The organism is Paraburkholderia acidisoli (assembly GCF_009789675.1).
Lineage (GTDB): Bacteria > Pseudomonadota > Gammaproteobacteria > Burkholderiales > Burkholderiaceae > Paraburkholderia > Paraburkholderia acidisoli.
In genome coordinates this window covers 457,021-482,644 of record NZ_CP046914.1, presented here as the reverse complement: position 1 = coordinate 482,644, position 25,624 = coordinate 457,021, and the positions used below count along the sequence as shown (strand labels likewise).

Genomic DNA, 25,624 nt, shown 5'->3' with positions numbered 1-25,624 from the left:
AGCACGACGGAAATCAACGGGCGATGGCGGCGCGCTCGGCATCGGCGAACGGCGCGCGCAGCACGATCGCATCGTCGCGTTCCGGGCCGGTCGTGATCATCGCGACTGTCACGCCCGCCTCGCGCTGGATCGCTTCGATCAGCGCCTGCGCTTCGCGCGGCAACGCGTCCCACGAACGCACGCCGCGCGTGTTGCCGCGCCAGCCGGGGAAGTGCTCGTACACAGGCTCGAGGCGCTGCTGTTCGGCCTCGCTGGCGGGCAGATAGTCGATACGCGCGCCGTCGAGCGTGTAGCCCACGCACAGCGAGATCGATTCGAAACCGTCGAGCACGTCGAGCTTGGTCAGCGCGAGCAGGTCGATGCCCGCGACCTTGCTGCTCTGGCGCAACTGCACGATATCGAGCCAGCCGCAGCGGCGCGGGCGGCCCGTGTTGACGCCGTATTCGCCGCCGCGTTGCCGCAGCGTGTCGCCGGTCGCGCCGTGCGCTTCCGAGGTGAACGGGCCTTCGCCCACCCGCGTTGCGTAGACCTTGCTCACGCCGAGCACGCGCCCGAGACGCGAGGGCGCGATGCCCGCGCCGCTCGCCGCGCCCGCCGCGACGGTGCTCGACGACGTCACGTAGGGATAGCTGCCCCAATCCACGTCGAGCATGACGGCCTGCGAGCCTTCGAACACCACGCGCTCGCCCGCCGTGTGCGCGGCGTCGAGCCGTTCCCACACGCGGCCGACGAACGGCAGCACGCGCGGCGCCATCGCCAGCAGATCGCCCAGCATCGGTTCGAGCGCGAACGGTTCCAGGCCCGAGCCGCGCAGCCACGCGTTGTGGTGATCGAGCAGCGCGGCGAGTTGTTGCGCAAGCCGCGCCGGATCGGCGAGATCGCACACGCGCAGGCCGCGGCGGCCGATCTTGTCCTCGTATGCCGGGCCGATACCGCGCAGCGTCGTGCCGAGCGGTTGCGCGCGCAGCCGCTCCTGGGCGGCGTCGATCGCACGATGCACCGGCAGCACGAGCGTGGCCGTTTCGGCGATTTGCAGCACCTCGGGCGTCACGTGGATACCCAGCGCGGCCATGCGGTCGATTTCCGCGAGCAGCGCCTCGGGATCGAGCGCCACGCCGTTGCCGATCAGGCCGAGCTTGCCGCGCACCACACCGCTCGGCAGCAGCGCGAGCTTGTAGGTGCGGCCGTCCACGACCAGCGTGTGCCCGGCGTTGTGGCCGCCGTTGTAACGGACCACGATATTCGCGCTCTCGGCCAGCCAATCCACGATTCGGCCTTTTCCTTCATCGCCCCATTGCGCGCCGACCACCACAACATTCGACATCCGGCTATTTCCCTGGTGAGTTTATCGAACAGATCCACGAGCGAATCTGCGACGAAAGGGCAAAATATAAGCATCACAGCAGCTTGCGAAAAGCGATATAAAATCATCTAGCTTGTCAGGAAAAATCACATAGGACGATGTCATGGCCCGTCGCTTGCCCCCGTTGAACGCGTTGCGCGTATTCGAAGCCGCGGCCCGTGCGGAGAGTTTTTCCGCCGCCGCCGGCGAGCTGTGCGTCACGCACGGTGCGGTGAGCCGCCAGGTCGGGCAACTGGAAGCGTGGCTCGGGCATCCGCTGTTCGAGCGACGCGGGCGGCGCGTGGTGCTGACCGCGGCGGGGCGCGCGTATCTGCCGGAAATCTCGGCGGCGCTCGATCGCATCGCGCTCGCGACGCACGAGCAGGTGCGGTCCACGCGCGCGCAGATCGTGCGTGTGAACGCGCCCACCACTTTTGCGTTGCGCTGGCTGTTGCCGCAGCTTTCCGGTTTTCAGTTGACGCATCCGGCCGTGGAAGTCCGGCTCACGACGTCCGACGAGCCGATCGAAAAACTCGGCGACGACTGCGACGTGGCGATACGCGGCAGCGAGCAGAAGTCCACGGGCTTCGTGGCCCACGAATTTTTATCGGAAGTGCGCTTGCCGGTGTGCTCGCCGAAGGTGCTGGAAGCGCATCCGATCCGCACGGTCGCGGACCTCGCGCAGCACACGCTGCTGCATAGCGCGACGTATCCGGGGCTGTGGGCGGAGTGGCTCGCGGCGAGCGGCCACGCGGGGCTGGCGGCGCGCAACGCGCAGCAGCTCGATCATTTCTATCTCACCCTGCAGGCCGCCATCGACGGCTTGGGCGTGGCGATGGGACCGACCGCGCTGGTCGCGCTCGACGTGCAGGAAGGGCGGCTCGTGTTTCCGTTCGACGGGCCCGCGCTGCCCGCGTGGCGCTATTGCAGCTACGTGCGCCACGCGCGTATCGACGATCCGGCGATCGAGTTGTTCCTCGCGTGGCTGCGCGAACTCGGCCAGCGCTTTTCACGGAGCGCCTGAAGGCCTTTGCGCGAGCGTGTGCGCACCCGCTCGCGCTCAGCCCACCAGCCGCGAAATCTGCGCCGCCGCCGACTTCACGTGTTCGGCGAGCGCCTCGGAGGAGCGCGGCGCCTCCAGAAAAAGTTGCGACGGGCCGGCCACGCTCAACGCCGCGAGCACGGTGCCGTCGCCGCTCACGATGGGCGCCGCGCACGAATCGATGCCCGGCTCCAGACCCGAATGGCTCCATGCGCAACCTTCGGCGCGAATGGGCGCGAGGCGTTTCGCGAGCGCGTCCCACGTGGGCGCGTCGTCGTCGTGCCATGCCGAGTCGCACAGGTTCGCGACTTCGGTCTCGGCGAGCTGGGCGAGCATGGCGAGGCCCGGCGTGGCGCGGTACGCAGGCAGGCGGCTGCCCACGCGTATCTGGCTCACGAGCGGCGTGTCCGGCGTTTCGGCGAGCCAGTAGACGATCTCGTGCTCCTCGCGCACCACGAGATACGCCGACATGCGCGTGGCGGCCGCGAGCCCCGGCAACACTTCGCGCGCCCGCGCGATCAGGCTGGACGAGCCGAGCGCGGCGGAGGCGAGTGTGAGGAACGGCAGGCCGAGCCGGTGCCCCGTGTCGCCCGCCACGATCATGCCCGCCTGCTCCAGCGTGGCGATGAGCCGCATCAGCGTGACGCGGTTCACGCCGATGCGGCGCGCGGTGTCCGCGATATTGCGCGTGCTGCCGCCTTCGGCGATGAAGCGCAGCAGGCGCAGCGAGCGCTCGACCGCGCCCGATGAATCGGCGCGACGTTCGGGAGAAGCGGTCATGCGGGTCACGCTCGGTCGGTCAGGAAGGGATTGGCATCATGCCAGAGATGCCAGCGGTACGGCCCAGGCGTCGTAGCCGTAGACCCAGTCCGCGTTGCCGCCTTCCTTCAGCCAGTTGTTGCCGCGCGAGCCGATCTGGATGCGCGCGGTGCGCTCGCGGCGCGCGTTTTCGTAGCGCTGCAGTGCCGCGCCGAGCGTGGCGGGCGATGCGTCCTGAAGCGCGCGCGACAGCACCACGGCGTCTTCGATCGCCATGCCCGCGCCTTGCGCCATGAACGGCATCATCGGGTGACAGGCGTCGCCGAGCAGCGTGAAGCTGCCGCGGCTCCACAGCGGCAGCGGGTCGCGCACGTACAGCGCGGAGGCGAGCACGGTGTCGCACGCGGCGAGCAGCGCGCGGGCGTCGGCGTGGAAGTGCTGATAGGCGTCGCGCAGCGCGTCCGGGTCGCCCGGCGCGGTCCACGACTCGTTGGTCCAGTCGGTTTGCGCCGTGGTCGCGAAGATGAACACGTCGCGGCCGCGATTGAGCGGGAAGGTCACGATCTGCGATTCGGGCGTCGGGCCCCACCACTTCACGAACGTGCCCAGTTCGAGGCCTGCGAGTTTCGTGGCGGGCACCACCGCGCGGTACGAGACCACGCCGGTGAATTGCGGCCGGTCCTCGCCGAAGACGAATTCGCGCACGCCCGAATGAATGCCGTCCGCGCCGATCACGAGGTCGAAGTCGTGCGCGCCGCCGTTTGCGAGCGTGACGGTCGCGCCGTCTTCGCGCTGCGCGAACCCCTTCACGCGATGGCCGAGCCGCAGCCGCTCGGCGGGCACGGCCTGCGCGAGCGCATTCACGACGTCGGCGCGATGCATGGTCAATTGCGGCGCGCCGTACTGGCGCTCGGCTTCGTCCGACATCGGCAGACGCGAGGTTTCCGCGCCCGTGTCCCACATGCGGCTGATACGCGCCGACGGACGCGCCGCCGTCTCGCGTAGCAACTCGCCAACCCCGAGGCCGTCGAGCGCGCGCACCGCGTTCGGCGTCAGGTTGATGTCGGCGCCGACCCGGCCGAACGCTTCCGCCTGCTCGAACACCGTGACCTCGTGTCCCGCGCGCCCGATGGCGATGGCCGCCGCCAGCCCGCCGATCCCGCCGCCATTGATCCCGACCTTCAACATAATGCTCTCTCTATGGGATGTGTTCAAAAATGAACTGTGTGTTAAGAAAATGAACAGTGCCGATTGTGAGAGCTTTTTATTTTGTCCGCAACGCTTTCTGTGGCCCGAATGCGATACATAAAACGGTGTCAAGCACGATTGGCGGCGTTGGCGACGTAGCGCGTCAGTGTTTTCCCTGAAGATCCCAAAATCATTTTTTTCCGGGCAAAGACACGGCGTAAAATTCACCATATACGAATCGTTGTTCCTTATACGGAACAAGTGGCCCGAGAAAGAGACCACGGTGACCGTTCAACCGCTACTTGACGACGCAACCCTTATGGAAATGAAGGTCGAGGTGAACAGTGCAGCAGGAGTTGGCGCGGCGAGCGCGTCGACCGGTCTGTCGATGGGCGGCATCGTTGCCCGCATGGAGCGGCTGCCCGGCAACGCGATGCAGGTGCGCGCGCGTGTACTGATTGGCTGCGCGACGTTTTTCGACGGCTTCGACGTGATCGCCATTGCGGCGACGCTGCCGATGCTGATCGCGAAGTGGCATCTCTCGCCCTCGCAGATCGCGTTTCTGATCGCGGCGGGCTCGGTCGGGCAACTGATCGGCGCGCTGCTGTTTCCGGCGCTGGCGGAACGCTACGGCCGCGTGAAGACGATCGCGTGGAGCTCGGGCATTATCGGCGTGACCAGCATTGCCTGCGGCTTCGCGCCGTCGTACGCGGTGTTCGTGGCGCTGCGCGCGGCGCAGGGCATCGGGCTCGGCGGCGAGCTGCCAGTTGCGGCGGCGTATATCAGCGAAATCACGCGCGCTCACGGCCGCGGCCGTTTCGTGCTGCTGTACGAGATCATTTTCCCGATCGGCCTGCTGGTGTCGAATGCGCTGGGCGCGTGGCTCGTGCCGAAGCTCGGCTGGGAAGTGATCTACTTCGTGGGCGGCATTCCGCTGATCCTGTTCTTCACGCTGCGCCATCTCGTGCCCGAGTCGCCGCGCTGGCTCGGTCAACGCGGCCGCATGGCGGAAGCCGCCGAGTCGATCGCCGCGTTCGAAGCCAGCGTCAAGGGTCCGCTGCCGCCGCTGCCGCAAACCGACGACGTGCGCCAGGCGCAGCTTTCCGCCGCGCACCCGAAGCGCACCGTGCGCGACCTGTTCGGCCCGCTGTACCTCAAGCGCACGATTGCCGTGGCCATGCTGTGGATGACCTGCGGCGTGATCCAGTACGGCCTGCTCACGTGGCTGCCGACCATCTACAAGACGGTTTATCACGCGCCGCTGCAACTCGCGCTGAATCTCGCGGTGGGCGCTTCGGTGCTCGGCGTGATCGGCTCGCTGGTCTGCGCGCTGGTGGTCGACAAGGTGGGCCGCAAGCCGGTGATCAACGTGTCGTTCGTGCTGTGCGCGCTGGCGCTGTTCTGCGCGGCGATCTTCCACGACAGCTCGGTGTACGTGGTGGGCGCGTTCTGCGCGCTGTCGTTCGGCTTGCTCGGTTGCGGCTTCATCACCGCCTATGTGTACACGCCGGAGTTGTACCCGACCAGCGTGCGGGCGCTCGGCTGCGGCGTGGGCAGCGCGTGGCTCAAGATTGCCGCGATCGCGGCCCCGGCGCTCGTCTCGAAGACGATCACCGCGAATATCAGCGTGGCGTTCTACGCGTTCGGCGCGGTGCTGTTCCTCGCCGCCGTGGTGATTCACTGGCTCGGTATCGAAACGAAGGGTCAGGTGCTCGAACAGCTCGAGAACTGAGCGGGAACTGACGCGAAGCACGAACGCAAGAACGAGCGCAAGAACGAACGAAACAAGACTGTCCCCATGCAACAAGGAGCTACAACGATGACGTCTGAAAACGCGCAGGACACGGTCCTCATTACCGTGTTTCTGCGGCACGACCAATCGAACAATCTCGACGCGATTCAGACCAAGCTGAAGGAAGCCGAGTGGTGGGACCGTTTCCCGCCCGAAGGCGTGCGCATCGTGTCGTGGACGGTGGCGATGGGCTTTGGCCAGATCGTGACGCTCGAAGTGCCGCCGCGTCTGCTGCCCATCGTCAATCTGGAACTGGAGCGCTCGGCATGGGGCGTGTTCAGCACCGAGTGTTATCCGACCTATGATTTTTTGCCGGTTCGCGAACGCATTCGCGAGCGGGTTCGCAATGGAGGTAAATGATGGATCGCTATCTTGAGCCGCATCAGGCGCGGCAACGTCCCCCGACCCAATACGAAAACCTGCTCGGCGACGCGATCGAACGCGCGTTCGCGCAGGGCATCACCGTGCTGGCGGAACTGGTCGCCTACCTGAACGAGTCCGGCCCGCGCGCGCAAAACGGCGAAGCGTGGACGGAAGACAACTTCCGTGCCGAAATGGCGCGGCTGGGACAGTGAACACGGAGAACCCCATGAATACGGATCAAAAGGACGACATCGAAAGCACGCTGGCGCGCGGGTTGCAGAATCTCTGGTACCCGATCTGCCCGTCGTCGTTCGTGAAGCAGGACCCGGTTTCGCTGCGCCGCCTCGGCCGCAAGCTCGTGTTCTGGCGCGACGTGGACGGCACGCCGTACGCGCTCGAAGACCACTGCCCGCATCGCGGCGCGCCGCTGTCGCGCGGCGTGGTGCTCGGCGACCGCATCCAGTGCGGCTATCACGGCGTGCACGTGCGTTGCGACGGCGTCGTGACCTCGGTGCCGGGCAGCCCCGGCTGCAAGCTCGAAGGCTCGCGCGGCGCGCGTTCGTTCCACGTGCAGGAACGCGCGGGCGCGCTGTGGCTGTACAACTCGGCGACCAATATCGACGAGCCGCCGCCGCTCGTGCTGCCGGAAGAACTCACGGGCGAAGGCTTCTCGTCGTTCCTCTGCTACACGGAGTGGAAGGGCGACTACCGTTACGTGCTCGACAACGTGATGGACCCGATGCACGGCGCGTATCTGCACAAGCAGTCGCATTCGATGGCCGAAGGCGACATCAGCGCGACCTTCGCGATTCGCGACACGGACCGCGGCTTCATGTTCGAGAAGGTCGGTCAGCGCGACGTGAACTTCGACTGGACCGAATGGGCCGACACGGGCACGCACTGGATGCGTCTGGAAATTCCGTATCCGAAAACCGGCGGCCCCGGCGGCAACTTCATCATCATCGGCAGCTATACGCCGATCGCGCCCAACCTCGCGGCCGTGTTCCACTGGCGTTGCCGCAAGGTGGATGGCTGGCAGCGCGACGCGTGGCGCTTCCTGTACCGCAACCGCCTGGAAGCGCGCCACTGGGCCGTGCTCGAGCAGGATCGCGAGATCCTCGAATTCATGGAGCCGGACGCGAACCAGAACGAGCATCTGTATCAGCACGACATGGGCATCGTGCGGTTGCGCCGTCATCTGCGCAATCTCGCGAAGGCGCAGATCGAGAACGGAGCGGCCTGATGAGCGCGGTGCTTCAGTCCATCGAGCGGGTGCGCTGCGAGCAGGTGCCCGACGCGTCGCACGCCACGTGGAGCAATGCGCTCGTGATCGGCGACGAGATCGTGATGTCGGGCATGACCGCGCATCCGGCCACGCGTGAGGCGAGCGAGGCGGGCAAGCCGCTCTCGACCTACGAGCAGACGCGGGTCGTGCTGGAGAAGATCCGCGCACTGGTGGAAACGGCGGGCGGCACGATCGGCGGCATCTACAAGCTCGTGGTCTACGTGACCGAGATCGCCGATAAAACCGAAGTGGGGCGCGCGCGCCAGGACTTCTTCGCCGCGCAGGTGGCGGCGGGCGGCGCGTATCCGTGTTCGACGCTCGTGGAAGTCTCGGGGCTGGTGTTTCCCGAGCTGACCGTGGAAATCGAAGCCTGCGCGCGCATCGGCCTCGCGCAGGCAGTGCGGTAGCGCGGCAATTCAGGCAGTAAATCAGCAGCACCGTAAAGAGACGCAAAGATGAGCAATCCCTCCGCTAGCAAAGCCGGCTTCACGGCCCTCGTACGCACGCTGCGCCACGAGGCGCCTGGCATCATGAGCATCGAGCTGATCCCGCCGCGCGGCGAGCGCTTCCCGGCGTTCGAGCCCGGCGCGCATATCGACCTGCATCTGGCCAGCGGGCTCTTGCGCAGCTACTCGCTGCTCAATCCGTGCGGCGAGACGGATCGCTATGTCGTGGGCGTGCAGATCGACAAGAAAGGGCGCGGCGGCTCGCGCTTCATCCACGAGAATTTCCGCGTGGGCATGAGCGTGCAGCTTTCCGCGCCGCGCAATCTGTTCGCGCTCGACGAAAACGCCGCGCACAGCGTGCTGATCGCGGGCGGGATCGGTGTCACGCCCATCTTGTGCATGTATCGGCGCCTGATCGAACTCGGCCGCCCGGTGCAGATGCTCTATTGCGCGCGCAGCGGCGAGCACGCGGCGTTCATCGACGAACTGCGCGCGATGAGCGAAGCCAGTGCGACCGAGGCGAAGCTCGAGGTGCATTTCGACGTCGACAACGACGGCCGCCCGGTCGACCTGAAGTCGTATCTCGCCAACGTGCCCGCGGATGCGCACGTGTACTGCTGCGGCCCCGCGCCCATGCTCGACGCCTTCGACGCCGCGTGCGAAACCGTTGGCATCGCCAACAAGCACATCGAGCGCTTCGCGGCCGTGGTGCAGGCCGAGCCCGCCGCGAATCACGGCTACAGCGTGGAGCTGGCGCGCAGCAAGAAGCTCGTCGAAGTCGCGCCGGGCAAGACGCTGCTCGATTCGCTGCTGGCGGCGGGCGTGGAGGTCGAGCACAGCTGCATGGAAGGCATTTGTGGCTCGTGCGAGACGCGCGTGCTCTCCGGTTGCCCGGATCATCGCGACTCCGTGCTGAGCGCCTCGGAACGCGCGGCCAATCAGGTGATGATGGTGTGCGTCTCGGGCTGCAAGGGCGAGAAGCTCGTACTCGATCTTTGAGCGCGCAGGGCGCGTACGGCGTGGTCGAACGTGTCGATAAACCGGCTATGACGCGGCTATGAAGCGGCTATGAAGCGCCGATAAACCGGCGGCGTTCGCGCGTCGGCGGAAAGCGATAGATTTTGGGGAATGGCGACTACGCCAGGCCTTCACGCTATCATCGCAGTCTCTCCTACTGCGATTTCTGCCGATCATGGCGCGAGCAACTACGACAGGCACAGCAAAACGGTCCGCCGCCGAGAAGGCGTCCAAGCTGGACGAAGCCGAAACGCCGGGCGTCGGTACGCCGGGCGTCGCCACGCCCGGCGCTGAAGGCGCTTCCGGGCCCGAATCCGACGAAGACAGCGGCGCTTCGGCCTACTCTGTGCCGGGGCTCGAGCGCGGCCTGCGCATCCTTGCCGAATTCTCCTCGCGCGAACCGGTGCTGGGCGCGCCCGAACTGTCGCGCCGCATCGGCATTCCGCGCACGACCACCTTCCGCCTGCTGCAAACACTGGAATCGCTCGGCTTTCTGGAGCGGGCGGCGGGCGAGCGCAGCTACCGGCTGGGCGTCGCGGTGCTGCGGCTCGGCTTCGAATATCTGAGCTCGCTCGAATTGACCGATTTCGGTCAGCCCATTCTCGACCGTCTGCGCGACGACACGGGCTTCAGTTCCCATCTGCTGATTCGCGACGAGCGCGACGTGGCGTTCGTCGCGCGCGCCCAGACGCGCGACTCCATGTTCAATTCCGTGAAGGTTCACGTCGGCACGCGCTTGCCCGCGCACGCCACCGTGCACGGCCAGGTGCTGATGGGCGACCTCACGCTCGCCGATTTGCGCCGCCTCTATCCCGAGCGCGAACTGGAGCGCTACACCGAGCGCACGCCCGCGACCGTCGACGACCTGTATCAGCGCATTCGCGCCACGGCCGCGCAAGGCTACGCGCTGAGCGAAGCCTCGTTCGAGCGCGGCATTTCCGTGATCAGCGCACCCGTGCGCGACCACACCGGCCGTATCGTCGCGGCGCTCTCGGTTACCGTGCCGCGCTCCGATATCGGCGACGAAGAACGCGCGCCGCTCGTCTCGCGCGCCTGCCAGGCGGCGCTCGATCTCTCGGCGCGGCTCAACTACCGGCCGCGCGTGGACGACCCGACGCTCGTTTATGTGAACGCTTGAGGCTTGCATGCCCGAGCGCGGCGAAGCATTCGCTCGTGCGAGCGGGCGATAAAAAAGCGGGGCGATAAAAAAAGCGGCGGTGTCTGCACACCGCCGCTCGCCACCACCTCAACTACGCTTCGAACACACTCAGAACGAGTGATGGATGCCCGTCAGCACGATGGTCTGATTGCGTCCGCTCGACACGCCCGCCGTAAAGAACGCCGCGCTGGTGTTGCTGCTCGCGCGCTCGTACAGCACGTTCGCGTAAATCTGCGTGCTCTTCGAGAGCGAGTAGTTATCGCCAATCTCGAACTGCGTCCAGCGATGGCCCGCGAGCGTCGTGGTGGCCGCGCCGCCCGCGATGCTGTTGAACGGCGTGAGCTGATAATTCGCGCCCACGTCGTAGCTCTGGTACGTGTTCGAATAGCCGGCGGATTCCAGTTTCACGCGCGTGTACAGACCGTGCACGAGCAGCTTGCCGAACTGGTACGACAGACCCGCGCCCATGTTCTCGACCTTGTCGGCCGCATAGCTCGCCGCCGCCACGCCCTGGAAGCTCGTGATACCCGTGGTCACGATCGACGGCGTGCGGTTGTGCTCGTTCGAATACACGGCGCCCGCCTTGAACGCGCCAATCGCATACGTCACGGTGAAACCGTAGTTGCGGCCCGTCGAGAAGTTGGTCGTGTTGCCGAGACCCATCATCGCGCCAACGGTGAAGCCGTAAAAGTCCGCCGAGCGGAACTTGACCGAATTGTCGAACGGCACGATGCCCGTATCGGCGAGTTCGTCGATATTGCCCGGATGAAACGCGAACCAGCTTTGCGCCAGATACGCGGTGCTGAACGGCCCGAGCACGTCGAAGTTGAACGGCGTCTGATGGCCCAGCGTGAGCGTGCCCATCTTGTCCTGGCTTAGACCCACGTAAGCCTGGCGATTGAACAGCGTGCCGGCTTTCGCGAAGCTCCCCGTGTTCGTGTAAAAGCCGCTTTCGAGCCGGAACACCGCGCTCAGACCGCCGCCGAGATCCTCCTTGCCGAGCAGGCCCCAACGATCGGGCTGCATGTTGCCCTGTTCTTCCATCCACTTCGAATGGCCGCCGACGTTGCTGACATAGGCAACGCCCGCGTCGAGGCTGCCGTACAGCGTGACGCTGCTCTGCGCCGAAGCCGCCGAACTGACCACAAGACCTGCCACGCCGGCAGCAATGATGCGTTTCACCGTTGGTACTCCTGAAGAGTGGTTGTGTAGTGGGTCCCGTTACTTCGACATGGCCATCGACACGGTGCGGGTCAGCGTTGCGTGTCGTGGGGACCCCGGCGTCGTTTCGTCGTTGTTAGTTCCATATATGAAACAACGTATCGCCTATGGAAAATTATAGTGACGCTTGTGGCTCGTCAAAATAACTTTTGTGGTTCGGGCATACCCGATGTGGACAAACGTTTTTGGCGGCGATAACCGCGCGCGAATGCGCCGTGCGTGGGTGTTGTTGTGCCTCGCTAGTGTTTTCCCTGAGTTTGCCCACGGGTGGACAAATTTCTTTTTGATCGGCGGCCGGGGACTCTATAATGACCACATATAAACCAACGTTCCTTATATGGAACAAAGCAAGCGGAGGTTAGGATGAATCTCCAATCGACCCTCCCCGTGAGCGGCGCATTGGCAAACCGGCGCGTGGTCGTCACGGGCGGCGCGCGCGGACTCGGCGCGGACTTCGTCGAAAAGCTCGCGGCCGGCGGCGCGCGAGTCGTGTTCGGCGACGTGCTGCACGACGAAGGCCGCGCGCTCGCGGCTCGTCTGGGCGAGCACGTGCACTTCGTCGCGCTCGATCTCGCCGATGTCGCGAGCATCGACGCGTTCGTGCAAACGGCCGCGCAACGTCTGGGCGGTATCGACGCGCTCGTCAACAACGCGGCCATCACCAATTCGGGCGGCCGTCTCGCCGAGGAATTGAGTCTCGAGACGTGGGACGCCGTGATGAACGTGAACGTGCGCGGGACCTGGCGCATGTGCGTCGCGGCGCTGCCGTATCTGCGCGAGTCGGCGTGCGCGAGCGTCGTCAACATCGCGTCGGACACGGCGATCTGGGGCGCGCCCAAGCTGCTCGCCTATGTGGCGAGCAAGGGCGCCGTGATCGCCATGACGCGTTCGCTCGCGCGCGAATTCGGCGCGCACGGCATCACCGTGAACGCCATCGCGCCGGGCCTCACCGAAGTCGAAGCCACGGCCTACGTGCCCGCCGAGCGTCACGCGTATTACCAGCAGGGCCGGGCGCTCTCGCGCGCGCAGGTGGCCGGCGACGTCACGGGCCCGGTGCTGTTCCTGTTGTCCGATGCGGCCCGTTTCGTGACGGGTCAGGTGCTGCCGGTCAACGGCGGTTTTGTCCTGAACTGAGTTTCAACCTTGTGTGAATCGAGCTTGAACGCGGCTTCGCGTTCGAGCGAGTCGTTTAGCGAATCCCTGTGGAGAATGACGATGGCCGATGCCGATATCGAACGTAAATCGTGGGACCAGCCCGCCGAGGCGAGCTTCGAACAATGGATGGAAGCGCGCGTCGCGCGCTTCGCCACGCGCCGCTACGACTGGGACGCGCTGAAGTTCCAGGCCGACTACGACCCCAAGTACCGCCGCGCGCAAATGCGCTATGTGGGCACGGGCGGCACCGGCGTTGCGAAGGACATGAACACCGTGCCGGCCGGCGGCTTCACGTTTTCGACGATGGTGATTCCGGCCGGCAATATCGGCCCGAGCCATATTCATATGGACGTCGAAGAAATTTTCTTCGTGCTGCGCGGCAAGATGAAGGTGATCTGCGAGCGTGATGGCGAAACGTGGGAAGCCGTGCTCGGCGAGCGCGATCTGATTTCGGTGCCGCCGGGCGTGTATCGCACGGAGATCAACGTTGGCGAGGAAGACGCGCTGATGTGCGTGATGCTCGGTTCGCCGAAGCCCGTCACGCCGACGTATCCGCCGGATTCGCCGCTCGCGAAGATCAAGCGCGAACTCGCGAAGTAAGGCCCGCCATGCGCTCGACCGACCTGTCATTCGAAGCCCGTCTCGAAGCGTTCCCCGCGCAGTGCGCGGACGTGGCGCCGTCGCGGCGTATCGGCTATCGGGACTGCGGGAAAGCCGCCGCCGCGCGTGCGGCTGCGCTGCCGCTCGTGCTGTTGCACGGTATCGGTTCGGGCGCGGCTTCGTGGTTGCAGCAACTCGAAGCGCTCGGCACGACGCGCCGCGTGCTCGCGTGGGACGCGCCGGGCTACGGCATCTCCACGCCGGTGGAACGCGCTTCGCCGCACGCCGCCGATTACGCCGAAGCCTTGCGCGGCTGGCTCGACGCGCTCGGCATCGAACGCTGCGTGCTGGTCGGGCACTCGCTCGGCGCGATTATCGCGGGCAGTTTCGCGGCGGCGCATCCGCAACGCGTGGCGGGTGTGGCGCTGCTGTCGCCCGCGGGCGGCTACGGCGCGGCGAGCGAAGCGGTGCGCGTGCAAAAGCGCGACGCGCGCCTCGCCATGCTGGCCGAACTCGGTCCGCAAGGGCTTGCGGCGCAGCGCAGCGCGAACATGCTTTCGACCACGGCGAGCGAAGCGGCGCGCGAATGGGTGCGCTGGAACATGGCGCGCATCGTGCCCGGCGGTTATGCCCAGGCCACGCACTTGCTCGCCAACGCCGATCTCGCCAGCGACGTGGCGCGGTATCGGCATGAAGTGACGGACGATAGAAAAATTGGCGTCGCGGTTGGCACGGAAGATCGCATCACGCCGCCCGACGCCTGCGAGCGCATCGCGCAAGCCGCGAACGTGCCGCTGCAATTGATCGCGGGCGCGGGCCACGCGGGTTATGTGGAAGCGCCCGAAACTTACAACACGCTCATTGCTACGTTCTACGAAACGTGCGAGCAACAGGAGACGCAGGCATGACGCTGGCACCCACCGGTGGCGTAACGGAAGCCGCCGAGGACACGAGCGAGGTCAGCTATCGCGTGCCGGGACTGGAGCGCGGGCTGCGCATCCTCAGCGAGTTTTCGCCGCGCGAGCCGGTGCTGGGCGCGCCCGAATTGTCGCGCCGCCTGGGCATTCCGCGCACGACCGTGTTCCGCCTGTTGCAGACGCTGGAGTCGCTGGGCTTTCTCGAACGCGCCGACAGCGAGCGCAACTATCGCCTGGGCGTGGCCGTGCTGCGCCTCGGCTTCGAATACCTGAGTTCGCTCGAATTGACCGATCTCGGTTTGCCGCTGATCGAAGCGCTGCGCGACAGCACGGGGCTTTCCACGCACATTGTGATTCTCGACAGCCGCGACGTGGTGTTCGTCGCCAAGGCGCAGAGCCACGCGCCCGTGTACAGCGCCGTGAAGGTCAACGTGGGTACGCGGCTGCCCGCGTACGCGACCACGCACGGCCACGTGCTGATGGGCGACTACACGCTCGACGAGTTGCATGAACTCTATGCGGGCATCACGCTGGAACGCTTCACGAAGCACACGCCGGGCACCGTCGAAGAACTGTACGAACGCGTCCGCATCGACGCCGAACGCGGCTTCGCGACGAGCGAATCGTCGTTCGAGCACGGCATTTCCGTCGTGAGCGCGCCGGTGCGCGGCGACACGGGGCGCATTGCCGCCGTGGTCACTACGACCGTGCCGCGCGCGCACATCGACACCACGCTGCTCGAAAGCGGCCTGATCGAAAAGGTGCGCGAGACGGCCCATCAACTCTCGCTGCGGCTCAATTACCGGCCGCCCGCGGAACATCGTTTTATGAAGGCATTGGGGCTTTAAATGATTCAGATCGACCTCACAGGGCAGGTGGCCGTGGTGACGGGCGGATCGTCCGGCATCGGGCTCGCCGCGGCGCGGCTGTTCCTGCAGGCGGGCGCTTCCGTGGCTATCTGCGGACGCAACGCCGAGCGGCTCGCGAGCGCGGAAACGGCGCTGCGCGACGCGTTCCCCGGCGCGAAGCTGCTCGCGGCAGGTTGCGACGTGCTCGATGCCGCCGATGTCGCGCGTTTCGCCGAGTCGGTGCGCGTGGCGTTCGGCCGCGTCGACATGCTCGTGAACAACGCGGGCCAGGGCCGCGTCTCCACGTTCGCCGACACCAGCGACGAAGCCTGGCGCGAGGAACTCGACCTCAAGTACTTCAGCATCATCCGCCCCACGCGCGCGTTCCTGCCGATGCTCGAACAGTCGCCGCACGGCGCGATCGTCTGCGTGAATTCGCTGCTCGCCTTGCAGCCCGAAGCGCACATGGTGGCCACGTCCTCGGCGCGCGCGGGCGTGCTCAATCTCGTCAAATCGCTCGCCGTCGAACTCGCGCCCAGACACGTGCGCGTGAACTCGATCCTGATCGGTATCGTCGAGTCGGGGCAATGGCGCCGCCGCTTCGAAACGCAGGCGCAGCCGGGTCAAAGCTGGGAAGACTGGACCGGCGAACTCGCGCGTCAAAAGAAAATTCCGCTGGGCCGCTTCGGGCGTCCCGAAGAAGCCGCACAAGCTCTTTTTTATCTGGCCACACCGCTCTCGTCCTACACGACGGGCAGCCATATCGATGTCTCAGGAGGCGTTGCACGTCATGTCTAATACCACGACGGTTGGCGAACTGATCGCCGCTTTTCTCGAACAGTGCGGCGTCCAAACCGCTTTCGGCGTGATCTCGATTCACAACATGCCGATCCTCGATGCGATCAACACGCGCGGCAAGATCCGCTACGTGGGCGCGCGCGGCGAAGCGGGCGCGCTCAACATGGCCGACGGCCTCGCGCGCGTCTCGGGCGGCCTCGGCGTCGCGTTCACGAGCACGGGCACGGCGGCGGGCAACGCGGCCGGCGCGATGGTCGAAGCGCTCACGGCGGGCACCGCGCTCGTGCATATCACCGGCCAGATCGAAACCACGTATCTCGATCAGGACCTCGCGTATATCCACGAAGCGCCCGATCAGCTGACGATGCTCGCGTCGATCTCGAAGGCCGCGTATCGCGTGCGTTCGGTGGAAACGGCGCTCGCCACGGTGCGCGAAGCCGTGCGCGTCGCGCAAACGGCGCCGAGCGGCCCCGTCAGCGTGGAGATTCCGATCGACATCCAGGCAGCGCAAGTCGAATGGCCCGCCGACCTCGCGGCGCCGCACGTGAGCCTGCCTACGCACGACGCGAAGCGCGTCGAACAACTCGCCGACGCGCTCGCCAGCGCGAAGCGTCCGCTGCTGTGGGTGGGCGGCGGCGCGCGTCACGCGCGTGCCCAGGTCGAGCGCCTCGTGAAGCTCGGCTTCGGCGTGGTCACCAGCGTGCAGGGGCGCGGCGTGCTGCCCGAGGATCATCCGGCCACGCTCGGCGCGTTCAACGTGCAAGGCAGCGTGGAAGCGTTCTATCGCACCTGCGACGCCATGCTCGTGGTGGGCTCGCGCCTGCGCGGCAACGAAACGCTCAAGTACAAACTCGCGCTGCCGCAGCCGCTGTATCGCATCGACGCCGACGCGCTCGCCGACAACCGCGGCTATCGCAACGCGCAGTTCGTGCACGGCGACTCGGCCGCGATTCTCGATCAACTCGCCACGCTGCTCGAAGGCCGTCTGAAAGTCGATCCGAAGTTCGCCCAGGATCTGGCCGCCACGCACGAAGTGGCCGTGACGGAAACGGGCAAGGGTCTCGGACCGTACAAGCAACTCGTGGACGCGCTGCAACGCGCCGTGGGCCGCGACTTCAACTGGGTGCGCGATGTGACGATCTCGAACAGCACGTGGGGCAACCGCATGCTGAAGATCTTCGAACCGCGCGCGGGCGTGCATGCGCTCGGCGGCGGCATCGGCCAGGGCATGCAGATGGCGATCGGCGCGGCGCTCGCGAACGCGGCGGCCAAGACCGTGTGTCTGGTCGGCGACGGCGGCCTGATGGTCAACGTGGGCGAACTCGTCACGGCGGTGCAGGAAAACGCCAACGTCATGATCGTGCTGATGAACGACCAGTGCTACGGCGTGATCCGCAACATCCAGGACGCGCAATACGGCGGCCGCCGCTGCTACGTGCAGCTGCATCAGCCCGAATTCGCGCAGTTCTGCGCGAGCTTCGGCATGCAGCACTACCGCATCTCGTCGCTGGACCAGGCCGAAGCCGTGATTCGCGACGGCATGGCGGTCAGCGGCCCGGTGATGGTGGAAGTGGACATGCTTTCGATCGGCTCGTTCGCCACCGCGTTCGCGGGCCCGCCGGTCAAGAAAGAGGAGCCCGAACATGCGTGAGCACGCGTTCGCGCCCGGCGGGCGCATTGATGTGGCGATGATCGGCTTCGGCGCGATCGGCCAGACCGTGTATCGCGCCGTGGCCGCCGACCCGCTCGTGCGCGTGGCGCAAGTCGTGGTGCCCGAGCATCAGATGGGCGCCGTGCGCGAACTGACCGGACCGGATGTCGATGTTGTGAGTTCGGTGGCGGCGCTGGCGCAGCGCCCGCGTTTCGCGCTGGAATGCGCGGGGCACGGCGCGCTGGTCGATCACGTGGTGCCGCTGCTCAAGTCCGGCACCGATTGCGCGGTGGCCTCGATCGGCGCGCTCTCCGACCTCGCGCTGCTCGAAGCGCTCGAACTCGCGGCCACCGAAGGCAATGCCACCGTCTCGCTGCTGTCGGGCGCGATCGGCGGGATCGACGCGCTGGCGTCGGCGAAAGAAGGCGGTCTCGACGACGTGCAGTACATCGGCCGCAAACCGCCGATCGGCTGGCTCGGCACGCCCGCCGAGGCACTCTGCGACCTGCGCACGCTCAGCGAGGCGCGCGTGATTTTCGAAGGCAGCGCGCGCGAAGCCGCGCGGTTGTATCCGAAGAATGCGAACGTGGCGGCCACCGTCGCGCTCGCGGGCCTCGGGCTCGACGAAACGCGCGTGCGCCTGATCGCCGACCCGCAGGTCACGCGCAACGTGCATCGCATCGTGGCGGCGGGCGCGTTCGGCGAAATGTCGCTGGAAATGTGCGGCAAGCCGCTGCCCGACAACCCCAAGACCTCCGCACTGACCGCGTTCAGCGCGATTCGCGCGCTGCGCAATCGCGCGGCGCATTGCGTGATCTGATCGAGGAAGCACCCCATGACTGACCAGGACATCATCGCCTCGCTCGTGCCGTCCGCCGATATCTTCGTCGGCGGCGTGTGGAAGCGCGGCCGCGGCGCGATCTTCGCGAGCCAGTATCCGGCGGACGGCTCGGTGAACGCCGAAATCACCACCGCCGACGCGGAAGACGCGCGCGAAGCCGTCGAAGCCGCCGACCTCGCGTGGCGCCGGTCGAACTGGGCCGGGCTCAAGCCGCATCAGCGCGCGCTGGTGCTGTATCGCATCGCCGACCTGATCATGGCGCGCCACGAAGCGCTCGCGCAATTGCAGCGCCGCGACAACGGCAAGCCGATCAACGAAACGCGCGTGCTGGTGGCGAGCGCCGCGAACACGTTCCGCTACTTCGCGGCGTGCCTCGAAACGCTCGACGAAGAAGTGACGCCCTCGCGCGGCGACTACATGACGATGAGCGTGCACGAGCCGATTGGCGTGATCGCGGCCATTACGCCGTGGAATTCGCCGATCGCCTCCGACGCGCAGAAGCTCGCGCCCGCGCTCGCGGCCGGCAACGCCGTGGTGCTCAAGCCCGCCGAAGTCACGCCGCTGGTGTCGCTCGCGCTCGCGCGCATCTGCGAGGAAGCGGGCGTGCCGCCGGGCGTGCTCAGCGTGCTGCCCGGCAAGGGCTCGGTGATCGGCGACGTGCTGGTGCGCCATCCGCTCGTGAAGAAGGTATCGTTTACGGGCGGCACGGAAGTGGGCCGCGGCATCGCGCGCATCGCGGCGGAAAAGCTCATGCCGGTGTCGCTCGAACTGGGCGGCAAGTCGCCCACCATGGTGTTCGCCGACGCCGACCTCGATCACGCGGTCAACGGCGTGCTGTACGGCATTTTCAGCTCGTCGGGCGAGGCTTGCATCGCGGGTTCGCGTCTTTTTGTCGAACGGCCGGTTTACGACGAATTCATGCGCCGCCTCGTGGCGAAAGCGCGCGAATTGCGGGTGGGCGATCCGTCGCTGGAAAGCACGCAAATGGGTCCGCTGATCACCGCGAAGCATCGCGAATCGGTCGAGCGTTACGTGGCGATCGGGCTGGAGGAAGGCGGCCGCCTGCTGTGCGGCGGCGCGCGTCCGGCAGGTCACGATCGCGAGCAAGGCTTCTTCTATCAGCCGACCATTCTGGAAGGCCTCACGAACGGTGCGCGCATCTGCCAGGAAGAAATCTTCGGGCCCGTGCTGGTGGCCATGCCGTTCGACGACGAAGCCGCGCTGCTGAAGGAAGCGAACGACAGCGTGTTCGGTCTCGCGGCCGGCATCTGGACGCGCGACTACAAGCGTGCGTGGCGCGTGGCGCGCGCGCTCGAAGCGGGCACGGTGTGGATCAACACGTATAAGCTGTTCTCGATCTCCACGCCGTTCTCGGGCTGGAAGGAGAGCGGCATGGGCCGCGAGAAAGGGCGGCTCGGCATTCGCGAATACATGCAGCAAAAGAGCCTTTACTGGGGCTTGAACGACGCGCCGCTGGCGTGGGCGAACTAACAGGGCAACGCATTATGACCATTCTGGGCATCGAACAGATCACTTATGGCGTCGACGATCTGGACGCCTGTCGCCGCTTTTTTGCCGACTGGGGCATGCGCGAAGTCGCGCACGATTCCAGCCAGGCGCGCTTCGAAACGCTGAACGGCTGCACGGTGCTCGCCGTGCGCGCCGACGACCCCTCGCTGCCGCCCGCGTTCGAAGCGGGCCCCACGCTGCGCGAAGTCACCTGGGGCGTGGCGACGGCCGCGGATCTGGACGGCTATCGCGAGCGTCTCGCGGGCGCGCAAGGCTATTACTCGCACGACGCGGCGGTGGGTTGCATCGACCCGAACGGCATGGCGATCCGCGTGGAAGTCACGCGCAAACGCGCCATCGACGTAAAAGGCTCGCCGTCCAACGTGTGGGGCCAGACGCTGCGCGTGGACACGCCGAGCCCGGTGTACGACCACGCGGAGCCGGTCGAAGTGGGGCACGTGGTGTTCTTCACGAATTGCCTCGCGGAGCAGCAGCGCTTTTATGAAGAGCGCCTCGGCTTCGAGATGTCCGACCGCTACCCCGAGCGCGGCGCGTTCATGCGTTGCGCGCCGCATGGCGGCCATCACGACCTGTTCCTGCTGCAACTGCCCACGGGCAAGCGCGGCCTGAATCACGTGGCGTTCACCGTGCGCGATATTCACGAGGTGTTCGGCGGCGGTCTGCATATCAGCCGCTGCGGCTGGGAAACGCAACTCGGGCCGGGCCGGCATCCGGTTTCGTCGGCGTATTTCTGGTACTTCAAGAATCCGGCGGGCGGCTTGATCGAGTATTACGCCGACGAAGACCAGCTCACGCCGGAATGGCAGCCGCGCGACTTCGAGCCGGGTCCGACGGTGTTCGCCGAATGGGCCGTGGACGGCGGGATCGACGGCCACACGCGCCGCCAGGTCGATGCGAAGGCGCCGGAAGGCAAGTTCATGACGGACCGTCAAAAAAGCTGATGGCGTTCAAGTGGCGGGCGCGGGGCGTCCGCCGCTTTTGTTGTTCGTTGTGGTCGTGGACGATCGGGGGCAGCGCGGGGAATACCATGCCCCTGTGCGCCAATTGATCGGGAATCCAAAATAAATTAAATCGGTTAAGACGCCTTCTCGATCTTTCGTCCAGACGATGAAAAACCTCACCTTGAATGCGCGCATTGCCGCGATCATTCTGTTCCTCGCGTTGCTGCTGATCGCGACGGGCGCCATCGGTATCGCGGGCATGGAGGCGAGCAATCGCTCGCAGCACGAAGCGTATGACGTGTACTACGCCTCGGCGGTCACGCTCGGCAAATCCAATACGGCGATGTCGCGGGCGCGCTTCGGGCTGGACTGGGCCATCGCCAACCCGCAGTCGCCGCAACTGGGCGTGCAGCTGGATCGCGCCGCCGCGCTGCTCGCCGACTCCGACACGTGGTGGCAGCGCTTTCGCGCGTTGCCGAAGTCGCCCGAACTGGCGGCGCTCACCGACGACCTCGACGCGAAGCGCGGTGCTGTGCGGCGCGACGCCATCGACCGTCTGATTACGGCGATCCGCAGCGGCGACACGGGCTGGATGGACGCGCAACGCGCGCAGCAGCTCATCGGCCTTTACACGGCGATGAACACGAGCCAGGGCGCGCTCGAAAATTATCTCGACCAGCAGTCGAGCGCCGCGGGCCGGCATTCGGACGCGCTCTTTCACACGCTGCTCGCGATCTGCGCGGCGAGCGTCGCGCTCGCGCTTACGGCGTCGTTTTTCAGCTGGCGCGCGTTGCGGCGCGCGATCATGACGCCGCTCGCCACGGCGATGCGGCAGTTCGAGGCCATCGCGGCGGGCGATCTGACCACGCGCGTGGCAATTCGCTCGAACGACGAAATGGCGACACTGCTGCGCTCGCTCGCGGGCATGCAGGCGAGTCTCGCCAATACGGTGGCGGCGGTGCGCTCGGGTTCGCAGGCCATTGCGGGCGCGACGCAGCAGATCGCGGCCGGCAATCAGGACCTGTCGCAGCGCACCGAGGAGCAGGCGGCTTCGCTGAGCGAAACCGCCTCGGCGATGGAGCAGCTCACCGCCACGGTGCAGCAGAACGCGCGGCACGCGAGCGAGGCGAACGAGCTTGCGCGCGGCGCGGCGCAACTGGCGGGGCGCGGCCGCGAGGCTGTCGGCACCATGATCGAAACCATGCGCGCGATTCACACGGGATCGGCGCGCATGACCGGCATTATCGGCACGATCGAGGGCATTGCGTTCCAGACCAATATCCTCGCGCTCAATGCGGCCGTGGAAGCGGCGCGCGCGGGCGAGGAAGGGCGCGGCTTCGCCGTGGTGGCGGGCGAGGTGCGCAGCCTCGCGCAGCGCTCGGCCACGGCGGCGCGCGAGATCGGCGCGTTGATCGCCGAGTCGACCGCACGGGTCGAGGCGGGCGCGGGGCTGATTCAGGACACCGGCGCCACGATGACGCAGATCGACGCCGCCATCGCGCGGGTCACCGGCATCGTCGCGGGCATCGCACAGGCGTCGGGCGAGCAGAGCGACGGCATCCAGCAGGTCGGGCTCGCCATCACGCAGATGGACGAGGTCACGCAGCAGAACGCGGCGCTCGTGGAAGAGAGCGCGGCGGCGGCCTCGGCGCTCGCCGATCAGGCGCACACGCTGCGCGAACTGACGGCGGCGTTTCGCATGGAGCGCGGCGCCGCCTGAGTGTTGCCGAGAGCGGTTCAGGGCGCGGCGCGCGACCGGGCGAAGCCGCCCGCGGCGGCCGCTTCGCGTCAAGCGGAGGCGATACGTTTCCCGCCACGAAAAAGCGGCCTGAAATGCCGCGTAATTCGGGCGCGAACGCGTGCGTGTCCACGAGAAGCCGGGAATCCGGCCGCTTCCTTATACTGGCGCGACTCAGTTCTTTCGGGCGCGCGATGTCGGGGAAGCGGATGCTGGTTTATGGCTGTGCGATTGCCGTGGGCGCCTATGTCGCCGCCGCTGCGGCGTTGTACGCGATGCAGGACACGATGCTGCTGCCGTCCACGCCGCCGGCCGTCGATCTGCGCGATCAGCCGCATCCGGGCGAAAGCGTCGAGCGCTGGGAGGTCGGCGGCCAATATATCGGCTATGTCGTCACACCCGAAGCCGGTACGCCCGATGCCGGTACGCCCGCCGCCGGTATGCCCGCCGCCGGTACGCCGCGCGGTACCGTGATCGTCTATCACGGCAACGAGGAGTCGGCGGAAACCAAGCTGCCGCTCGCCAATGTGTTCGTGCACGCGGGCTATCGCGTCGTGATCGTCGAATATCCGGGGCACGGCAATCGCGGCGGCGCGCGGACGATGCGCGCGGCGCTCGCGGCGTCGCGCGATGTGTTCGCGCGTACGCGCGCGCGCTGGCCCGGCGCGATCTGGCTGGTTGGCGAATCGCTCGGCGCGGGCATGGCGGCGCGCGTCGTGCAGGGCAACGAAGCCGCGCTCGCGGGCGTCGTGCTGATCACGCCGTGGGACACGCTCGCCTCGGTGGCCGGCGAAAAATACCCCATGTTCCCGGTGCGCTGGCTGCTGCACGATCCGTTCGATTCGATCGCGGCGGTGGCGGCGTACGGCGGCCCGCTCGTGGTCGTGGCGTCGGCGCAGGACACGCTGATCCCGCCCGCGCACGCCGAGCATCTGGTGGCCGGGCATCCGGGCAGCCGCCTCATGATGCTGCCGAACGCCGATCACGACACGTGGTTCGACGCCATGACGCCCGCGCGCTGGCAGCAGGTGTTGCAGTGGATCGGCGCGTGATTTGACGCTCGCGAGGCCCGCGCGCGCGGGCCTTTTTCCGCTGATTTCTGCTGATTCCCGCTGATTCCGTCCGGCGGCGGCGTCGCGCCTCAATCGCAATGCTGCAATTCGATGATCGCGAAGCCAATGCGCTCGACCTCGGCTTCGATTGCCGGTGTGGCCGACTCGACATGGCAGAAGCGGCATTCCCGGGCTTCGAGCGCGGTCGCGGGGACGCCCTTCGCGGCCAGATAGCGGCGCCCATGCGAGAGCACGAGTTCCGGCGCCTTGTCGGCGGGCTGGTCGCGCACGAGGATGTCGAAGTGCATGCGGCGGCCGTCCGGCCGGTCGACATAGGTATCAAATACGGCAATTTTCATGGCAGGGTGCCTCTACGGAAGTTTCGGGAGTGTCGCGGTACTGCGTGGGTCTCGTCTCGCTCGTCGCCGGTTCAGCGGCGCGCTGCGCGACGAGTTCTCCGAGCACGGCGCCGAGGCGCAGATCTTCAAGGTGTCCGAACTGCTGGAGCGCGAGCGCGCCGCTTCGATCGAACACCATCAGGCTGGGCGTGCCTTGCAGCGCCCAGTTTTCCATGGTGATGGGAACGGGCGAGCGCGCCCGGGCGGCGTCGATCGCAATGGGAAAGCGCAGGCGATATTCGTGCGCGAACGCACGCAGCGCCTCGGGCGTCATCGCCGCGTGATGCTCGAAGACGCTGTGCAGACCGATCACCGCCAGGTCCTCGCGCGGAAACAGCGCGTGCAGTCTGGCGGCTTGCGGCAGGCTCGTTTGCGCGCAGCCGGGGCACAGCATCTGGAACACGGTGACCACCACCACACGGCCGCGCAACGCGCGCAGGCTGAGCGGCCGGTCGGTATTGAGCCAGGCGCTGGCTTCGATCTCGTAGTGCATGCTTGGCGGATTGCATGAGGGCAGGCGGGCCGCGAGGCGCCGTCTGCGGAGTGGGACGCAAAAGCGGTCGGTGAGACCAGTATGCCGACGAGGCTCGCATGCAAGGGTTCATGGGGTACGGAAGAGATACCGTTTCGTACAACTGCAACCCCGACGGCGTGCGGTTCACGCTGACTCGCCGGGTTCATCGCGGCGTGCCCGGGGCGGCGCGCCTTGTCATGACGCGCGTCGCCCACGTTTTCCCCGTTGCCCTCACGCAGTTCGGCTCATGCGCGCTCGCGCGATTCGGGGTGGCGCCGTATCGGCGCGACGCTGGGCTTCGATGGCTTCGATAGCTGCGATAGGGGCGGTTGCCGGTCGCGCGGTCACGCGCAGGGATGGCGCTTCGCCCACGCGAAAGCGGCACGGCGCCGCTGTCCGGCGCGCAGCGGCGGGCGAATTGGCGCAGGTCCGTGCCTGAAAGCCGGGTAGAATGCGCGCCATGAATGCCTTTCGCCGGTTCCTGCTGCGAGGCGGCATGGCGAGCCGGGCGTGGTTGCTGGCCGCCTTCGCCGTTCTCTTTGCGCGCGCGCTCTTGCCGGGCGCCGTCATGCTGGATCCGGTATCGGTGGCGCAGGGCGACTTCGCGCTCGTCATGTGTTCCGGCCACGGCCCGATGTTCGCGCAGGATCGCGGCGCGCTGGCGGTGCGATCCCACGCCATGTCCGGCATGGCGATGCCCGGCATGGACATGAGCCCTATGGCGGGCATGATGCACGAAGACATGGACATGCCCGGCATGTCGATGCCCGGCTCTCACGATCACGATTCGATGAACGGCGACGACGGCCTGTGCCCGTTCAGCGCCGCGCTCGTCGTGGCCTGCGTGGGCATCGCGCTCGCGATCGTCCTGTTCACGCTGACGCGCGTCACGCAAACGTGGCGCGACGTATCGACGCGCTTGCCAGCGCGTCCTCCTCTCCATTTCCGGCCGCTTTCGCGCGCCCCGCCCCGGTTCAGCTGAAGTTCGTCGCCTTGCTGCGCGCGCCGTGATGGCGCGGCGCACGCA

The 25,624-nt window shown here is 66.8% G+C and carries 26 protein-coding genes; 20 read left to right on the top strand and 6 right to left on the bottom strand.

Annotation, left to right across the window (positions count from 1 at the left end; all coding sequences use genetic code 11):
• Positions 1 to 13 precede the first annotated feature (13 nt).
• Entirely contained in the window at positions 14 to 1,324 is a 1,311-nt protein-coding gene (locus FAZ98_RS16435) for an adenylosuccinate synthase (protein WP_158952377.1), read from the bottom strand.
• Between the two features lie 142 nt (positions 1,325 to 1,466).
• Between FAZ98_RS16435 and gcvA the strand changes: the two genes are divergently transcribed.
• Positions 1,467 to 2,366 (top strand): transcriptional regulator GcvA, encoded by a 900-nt coding sequence (gcvA, locus tag FAZ98_RS16430; protein ID WP_158952376.1) that lies wholly within the window; start codon positions 1,467 to 1,469, stop codon positions 2,364 to 2,366.
• A gap of 36 nt (positions 2,367 to 2,402) precedes the next feature.
• Here the strand turns inward: gcvA and FAZ98_RS16425 are convergent, their stop codons facing one another.
• A complete protein-coding gene (locus FAZ98_RS16425) occupies positions 2,403 to 3,164 on the bottom strand; it encodes an IclR family transcriptional regulator (RefSeq protein WP_158952375.1) in 762 nt (253 codons plus the stop codon).
• A 36-nt stretch (positions 3,165 to 3,200) separates the two neighbouring features.
• Positions 3,201 to 4,331, bottom strand: coding sequence for an FAD-dependent monooxygenase (locus FAZ98_RS16420; RefSeq protein ID WP_199272379.1), 1,131 nt, complete (start codon positions 4,329 to 4,331; stop codon positions 3,201 to 3,203).
• Between the two features lie 388 nt (positions 4,332 to 4,719).
• Here FAZ98_RS16420 and FAZ98_RS16415 point away from each other — a divergent pair, with 388 nt between their 5' ends.
• The 7 genes from FAZ98_RS16415 (at position 4,720) to FAZ98_RS16385 (ending at position 10,372) form a co-directional block, all read left to right on the top strand.
• Positions 4,720 to 6,063: an MFS transporter gene (locus FAZ98_RS16415; protein WP_407672115.1), complete on the top strand. Its 1,344-nt coding sequence runs from the start codon at positions 4,720 to 4,722 to the stop codon at positions 6,061 to 6,063.
• An 87-nt stretch (positions 6,064 to 6,150) separates the two neighbouring features.
• Positions 6,151 to 6,483: a hypothetical protein gene (locus FAZ98_RS16410; RefSeq protein ID WP_158952374.1), complete on the top strand. Its 333-nt coding sequence runs from the start codon at positions 6,151 to 6,153 to the stop codon at positions 6,481 to 6,483.
• Positions 6,480 to 6,698, top strand: a complete 219-nt coding sequence (locus FAZ98_RS16405; RefSeq protein WP_158952373.1) for a recombinase-like helix-turn-helix domain-containing protein — start codon at positions 6,480 to 6,482, stop codon at positions 6,696 to 6,698. The genes FAZ98_RS16410 and FAZ98_RS16405 overlap by 4 nt, the downstream gene beginning before the upstream one ends.
• Positions 6,699 to 6,712: 14 nt before the next feature.
• Positions 6,713 to 7,729: an aromatic ring-hydroxylating oxygenase subunit alpha gene (locus FAZ98_RS16400; RefSeq protein WP_158952372.1), complete on the top strand. Its 1,017-nt coding sequence runs from the start codon at positions 6,713 to 6,715 to the stop codon at positions 7,727 to 7,729.
• On the top strand, positions 7,729 to 8,178 hold the full coding sequence (locus tag FAZ98_RS16395; RefSeq protein ID WP_158952371.1) for a RidA family protein: 450 nt from the start codon (positions 7,729 to 7,731) through the stop codon (positions 8,176 to 8,178). Before FAZ98_RS16400 ends, FAZ98_RS16395 begins: the two co-directional genes overlap by 1 nt.
• A 48-nt stretch (positions 8,179 to 8,226) precedes the next feature.
• Positions 8,227 to 9,216 carry a PDR/VanB family oxidoreductase gene (locus FAZ98_RS16390; RefSeq protein ID WP_158952370.1) on the top strand — a complete coding sequence of 330 codons (990 nt, stop codon included), beginning with the start codon at positions 8,227 to 8,229 and terminating at the stop codon, positions 9,214 to 9,216.
• A gap of 193 nt (positions 9,217 to 9,409) precedes the next feature.
• Complete coding sequence (locus FAZ98_RS16385) at positions 9,410 to 10,372, top strand: IclR family transcriptional regulator (protein WP_158952369.1); 963 nt, start codon at positions 9,410 to 9,412, stop codon at positions 10,370 to 10,372.
• Between the two features lie 129 nt (positions 10,373 to 10,501).
• On the opposite strand, the gene FAZ98_RS16380 is transcribed toward FAZ98_RS16385, so the two are convergent.
• Positions 10,502 to 11,575, bottom strand: a complete 1,074-nt coding sequence (locus tag FAZ98_RS16380) for a porin (protein ID WP_158952368.1) — start codon at positions 11,573 to 11,575, stop codon at positions 10,502 to 10,504.
• 402 nt (positions 11,576 to 11,977) lie between these two features.
• Here FAZ98_RS16380 and FAZ98_RS16375 point away from each other — a divergent pair, with 402 nt between their 5' ends.
• The 11 genes from FAZ98_RS16375 (at position 11,978) to FAZ98_RS16325 (ending at position 23,685) form a co-directional block, all read left to right on the top strand.
• Positions 11,978 to 12,748 carry an SDR family oxidoreductase gene (locus tag FAZ98_RS16375; RefSeq protein WP_158952367.1) on the top strand — a complete coding sequence of 257 codons (771 nt, stop codon included), beginning with the start codon at positions 11,978 to 11,980 and terminating at the stop codon, positions 12,746 to 12,748.
• Positions 12,749 to 12,829: 81 nt separating this feature from the next.
• Positions 12,830 to 13,369, top strand: a complete 540-nt coding sequence (locus FAZ98_RS16370; protein WP_158952366.1) for a cupin domain-containing protein — start codon at positions 12,830 to 12,832, stop codon at positions 13,367 to 13,369.
• 8 nt (positions 13,370 to 13,377) lie between these two features.
• Positions 13,378 to 14,277 carry an alpha/beta fold hydrolase gene (locus FAZ98_RS16365; protein WP_158952365.1) on the top strand — a complete coding sequence of 300 codons (900 nt, stop codon included), beginning with the start codon at positions 13,378 to 13,380 and terminating at the stop codon, positions 14,275 to 14,277.
• Positions 14,274 to 15,134: an IclR family transcriptional regulator gene (locus FAZ98_RS16360; RefSeq protein ID WP_158952364.1), complete on the top strand. Its 861-nt coding sequence runs from the start codon at positions 14,274 to 14,276 to the stop codon at positions 15,132 to 15,134. The genes FAZ98_RS16365 and FAZ98_RS16360 overlap by 4 nt, the downstream gene beginning before the upstream one ends.
• The gene (locus FAZ98_RS16355; RefSeq protein ID WP_158952363.1) at positions 15,135 to 15,932 is read left to right on the top strand and encodes an SDR family oxidoreductase; all 798 of its coding nucleotides are present in this window, start codon (positions 15,135 to 15,137) and stop codon (positions 15,930 to 15,932) included.
• Complete coding sequence (locus FAZ98_RS16350; RefSeq protein WP_158952362.1) at positions 15,925 to 17,583, top strand: thiamine pyrophosphate-binding protein; 1,659 nt, start codon at positions 15,925 to 15,927, stop codon at positions 17,581 to 17,583. Before FAZ98_RS16355 ends, FAZ98_RS16350 begins: the two co-directional genes overlap by 8 nt.
• Positions 17,576 to 18,403: an aspartate dehydrogenase gene (locus FAZ98_RS16345; protein ID WP_158952361.1), complete on the top strand. Its 828-nt coding sequence runs from the start codon at positions 17,576 to 17,578 to the stop codon at positions 18,401 to 18,403. Before FAZ98_RS16350 ends, FAZ98_RS16345 begins: the two co-directional genes overlap by 8 nt.
• Before the next feature lie 15 nt (positions 18,404 to 18,418).
• Positions 18,419 to 19,915, top strand: a complete 1,497-nt coding sequence (locus FAZ98_RS16340; protein WP_158952360.1) for an aldehyde dehydrogenase — start codon at positions 18,419 to 18,421, stop codon at positions 19,913 to 19,915.
• Positions 19,916 to 19,929: 14 nt separating this feature from the next.
• Positions 19,930 to 20,895 carry a VOC family protein gene (locus tag FAZ98_RS16335; RefSeq protein WP_158952359.1) on the top strand — a complete coding sequence of 322 codons (966 nt, stop codon included), beginning with the start codon at positions 19,930 to 19,932 and terminating at the stop codon, positions 20,893 to 20,895.
• Positions 20,896 to 21,061: 166 nt separating this feature from the next.
• Positions 21,062 to 22,615, top strand: a complete 1,554-nt coding sequence (locus FAZ98_RS16330; RefSeq protein WP_158952358.1) for a methyl-accepting chemotaxis protein — start codon at positions 21,062 to 21,064, stop codon at positions 22,613 to 22,615.
• Between the two features lie 212 nt (positions 22,616 to 22,827).
• A complete protein-coding gene (locus FAZ98_RS16325; protein ID WP_158952357.1) occupies positions 22,828 to 23,685 on the top strand; it encodes an alpha/beta hydrolase in 858 nt (285 codons plus the stop codon).
• Positions 23,686 to 23,774: 89 nt separating this feature from the next.
• Here FAZ98_RS16325 and FAZ98_RS16320 read toward each other — a convergent pair whose 3' ends face one another.
• Positions 23,775 to 24,044, bottom strand: a complete 270-nt coding sequence (locus tag FAZ98_RS16320; protein ID WP_158952356.1) for a DUF2024 family protein — start codon at positions 24,042 to 24,044, stop codon at positions 23,775 to 23,777.
• Positions 24,025 to 24,576 (bottom strand): redoxin domain-containing protein, encoded by a 552-nt coding sequence (locus FAZ98_RS16315; RefSeq protein ID WP_158952355.1) that lies wholly within the window; start codon positions 24,574 to 24,576, stop codon positions 24,025 to 24,027. The genes FAZ98_RS16320 and FAZ98_RS16315 overlap by 20 nt, the downstream gene beginning before the upstream one ends.
• Before the next feature lie 481 nt (positions 24,577 to 25,057).
• On the opposite strand from FAZ98_RS16315, the gene FAZ98_RS16310 reads away from it, so the two are divergent.
• Positions 25,058 to 25,579, top strand: coding sequence for a hypothetical protein (locus tag FAZ98_RS16310; RefSeq protein WP_158952354.1), 522 nt, complete (start codon positions 25,058 to 25,060; stop codon positions 25,577 to 25,579).
• Positions 25,580 to 25,624 lie beyond the last annotated feature (45 nt).

Bases quoted from the DNA above. Each gene is read 5' to 3' on its own strand.
- FAZ98_RS16435 (WP_158952377.1), bottom strand. From the start codon at position 1,324: ATGTCGAATGTTGTGGTGGTCGGCGCGCAATGGGGCGATGAAGGAAAA.
- gcvA (WP_158952376.1), top strand. From the start codon at position 1,467: ATGGCCCGTCGCTTGCCCCCGTTGAACGCGTTGCGCGTATTCGAAGCC.
- FAZ98_RS16425 (WP_158952375.1), bottom strand. From the start codon at position 3,164: ATGACCGCTTCTCCCGAACGTCGCGCCGATTCATCGGGCGCGGTCGAG.
- FAZ98_RS16420 (WP_199272379.1), bottom strand. From the start codon at position 4,331: ATGTTGAAGGTCGGGATCAATGGCGGCGGGATCGGCGGGCTGGCGGCG.
- FAZ98_RS16415 (WP_407672115.1), top strand. From the start codon at position 4,720: ATGGGCGGCATCGTTGCCCGCATGGAGCGGCTGCCCGGCAACGCGATG.
- FAZ98_RS16410 (WP_158952374.1), top strand. From the start codon at position 6,151: ATGACGTCTGAAAACGCGCAGGACACGGTCCTCATTACCGTGTTTCTG.
- FAZ98_RS16405 (WP_158952373.1), top strand. From the start codon at position 6,480: ATGATGGATCGCTATCTTGAGCCGCATCAGGCGCGGCAACGTCCCCCG.
- FAZ98_RS16400 (WP_158952372.1), top strand. From the start codon at position 6,713: ATGAATACGGATCAAAAGGACGACATCGAAAGCACGCTGGCGCGCGGG.
- FAZ98_RS16395 (WP_158952371.1), top strand. From the start codon at position 7,729: ATGAGCGCGGTGCTTCAGTCCATCGAGCGGGTGCGCTGCGAGCAGGTG.
- FAZ98_RS16390 (WP_158952370.1), top strand. From the start codon at position 8,227: ATGAGCAATCCCTCCGCTAGCAAAGCCGGCTTCACGGCCCTCGTACGC.
- FAZ98_RS16385 (WP_158952369.1), top strand. From the start codon at position 9,410: ATGGCGCGAGCAACTACGACAGGCACAGCAAAACGGTCCGCCGCCGAG.
- FAZ98_RS16375 (WP_158952367.1), top strand. From the start codon at position 11,978: ATGAATCTCCAATCGACCCTCCCCGTGAGCGGCGCATTGGCAAACCGG.
- FAZ98_RS16370 (WP_158952366.1), top strand. From the start codon at position 12,830: ATGGCCGATGCCGATATCGAACGTAAATCGTGGGACCAGCCCGCCGAG.
- FAZ98_RS16365 (WP_158952365.1), top strand. From the start codon at position 13,378: ATGCGCTCGACCGACCTGTCATTCGAAGCCCGTCTCGAAGCGTTCCCC.
- FAZ98_RS16360 (WP_158952364.1), top strand. From the start codon at position 14,274: ATGACGCTGGCACCCACCGGTGGCGTAACGGAAGCCGCCGAGGACACG.
- FAZ98_RS16355 (WP_158952363.1), top strand. From the start codon at position 15,135: ATGATTCAGATCGACCTCACAGGGCAGGTGGCCGTGGTGACGGGCGGA.
- FAZ98_RS16350 (WP_158952362.1), top strand. From the start codon at position 15,925: ATGTCTAATACCACGACGGTTGGCGAACTGATCGCCGCTTTTCTCGAA.
- FAZ98_RS16345 (WP_158952361.1), top strand. From the start codon at position 17,576: ATGCGTGAGCACGCGTTCGCGCCCGGCGGGCGCATTGATGTGGCGATG.
- FAZ98_RS16340 (WP_158952360.1), top strand. From the start codon at position 18,419: ATGACTGACCAGGACATCATCGCCTCGCTCGTGCCGTCCGCCGATATC.
- FAZ98_RS16335 (WP_158952359.1), top strand. From the start codon at position 19,930: ATGACCATTCTGGGCATCGAACAGATCACTTATGGCGTCGACGATCTG.
- FAZ98_RS16330 (WP_158952358.1), top strand. From the start codon at position 21,062: ATGAAAAACCTCACCTTGAATGCGCGCATTGCCGCGATCATTCTGTTC.
- FAZ98_RS16325 (WP_158952357.1), top strand. From the start codon at position 22,828: ATGTCGGGGAAGCGGATGCTGGTTTATGGCTGTGCGATTGCCGTGGGC.
- FAZ98_RS16320 (WP_158952356.1), bottom strand. From the start codon at position 24,044: ATGAAAATTGCCGTATTTGATACCTATGTCGACCGGCCGGACGGCCGC.
- FAZ98_RS16315 (WP_158952355.1), bottom strand. From the start codon at position 24,576: ATGCACTACGAGATCGAAGCCAGCGCCTGGCTCAATACCGACCGGCCG.
- FAZ98_RS16310 (WP_158952354.1), top strand. From the start codon at position 25,058: ATGAATGCCTTTCGCCGGTTCCTGCTGCGAGGCGGCATGGCGAGCCGG.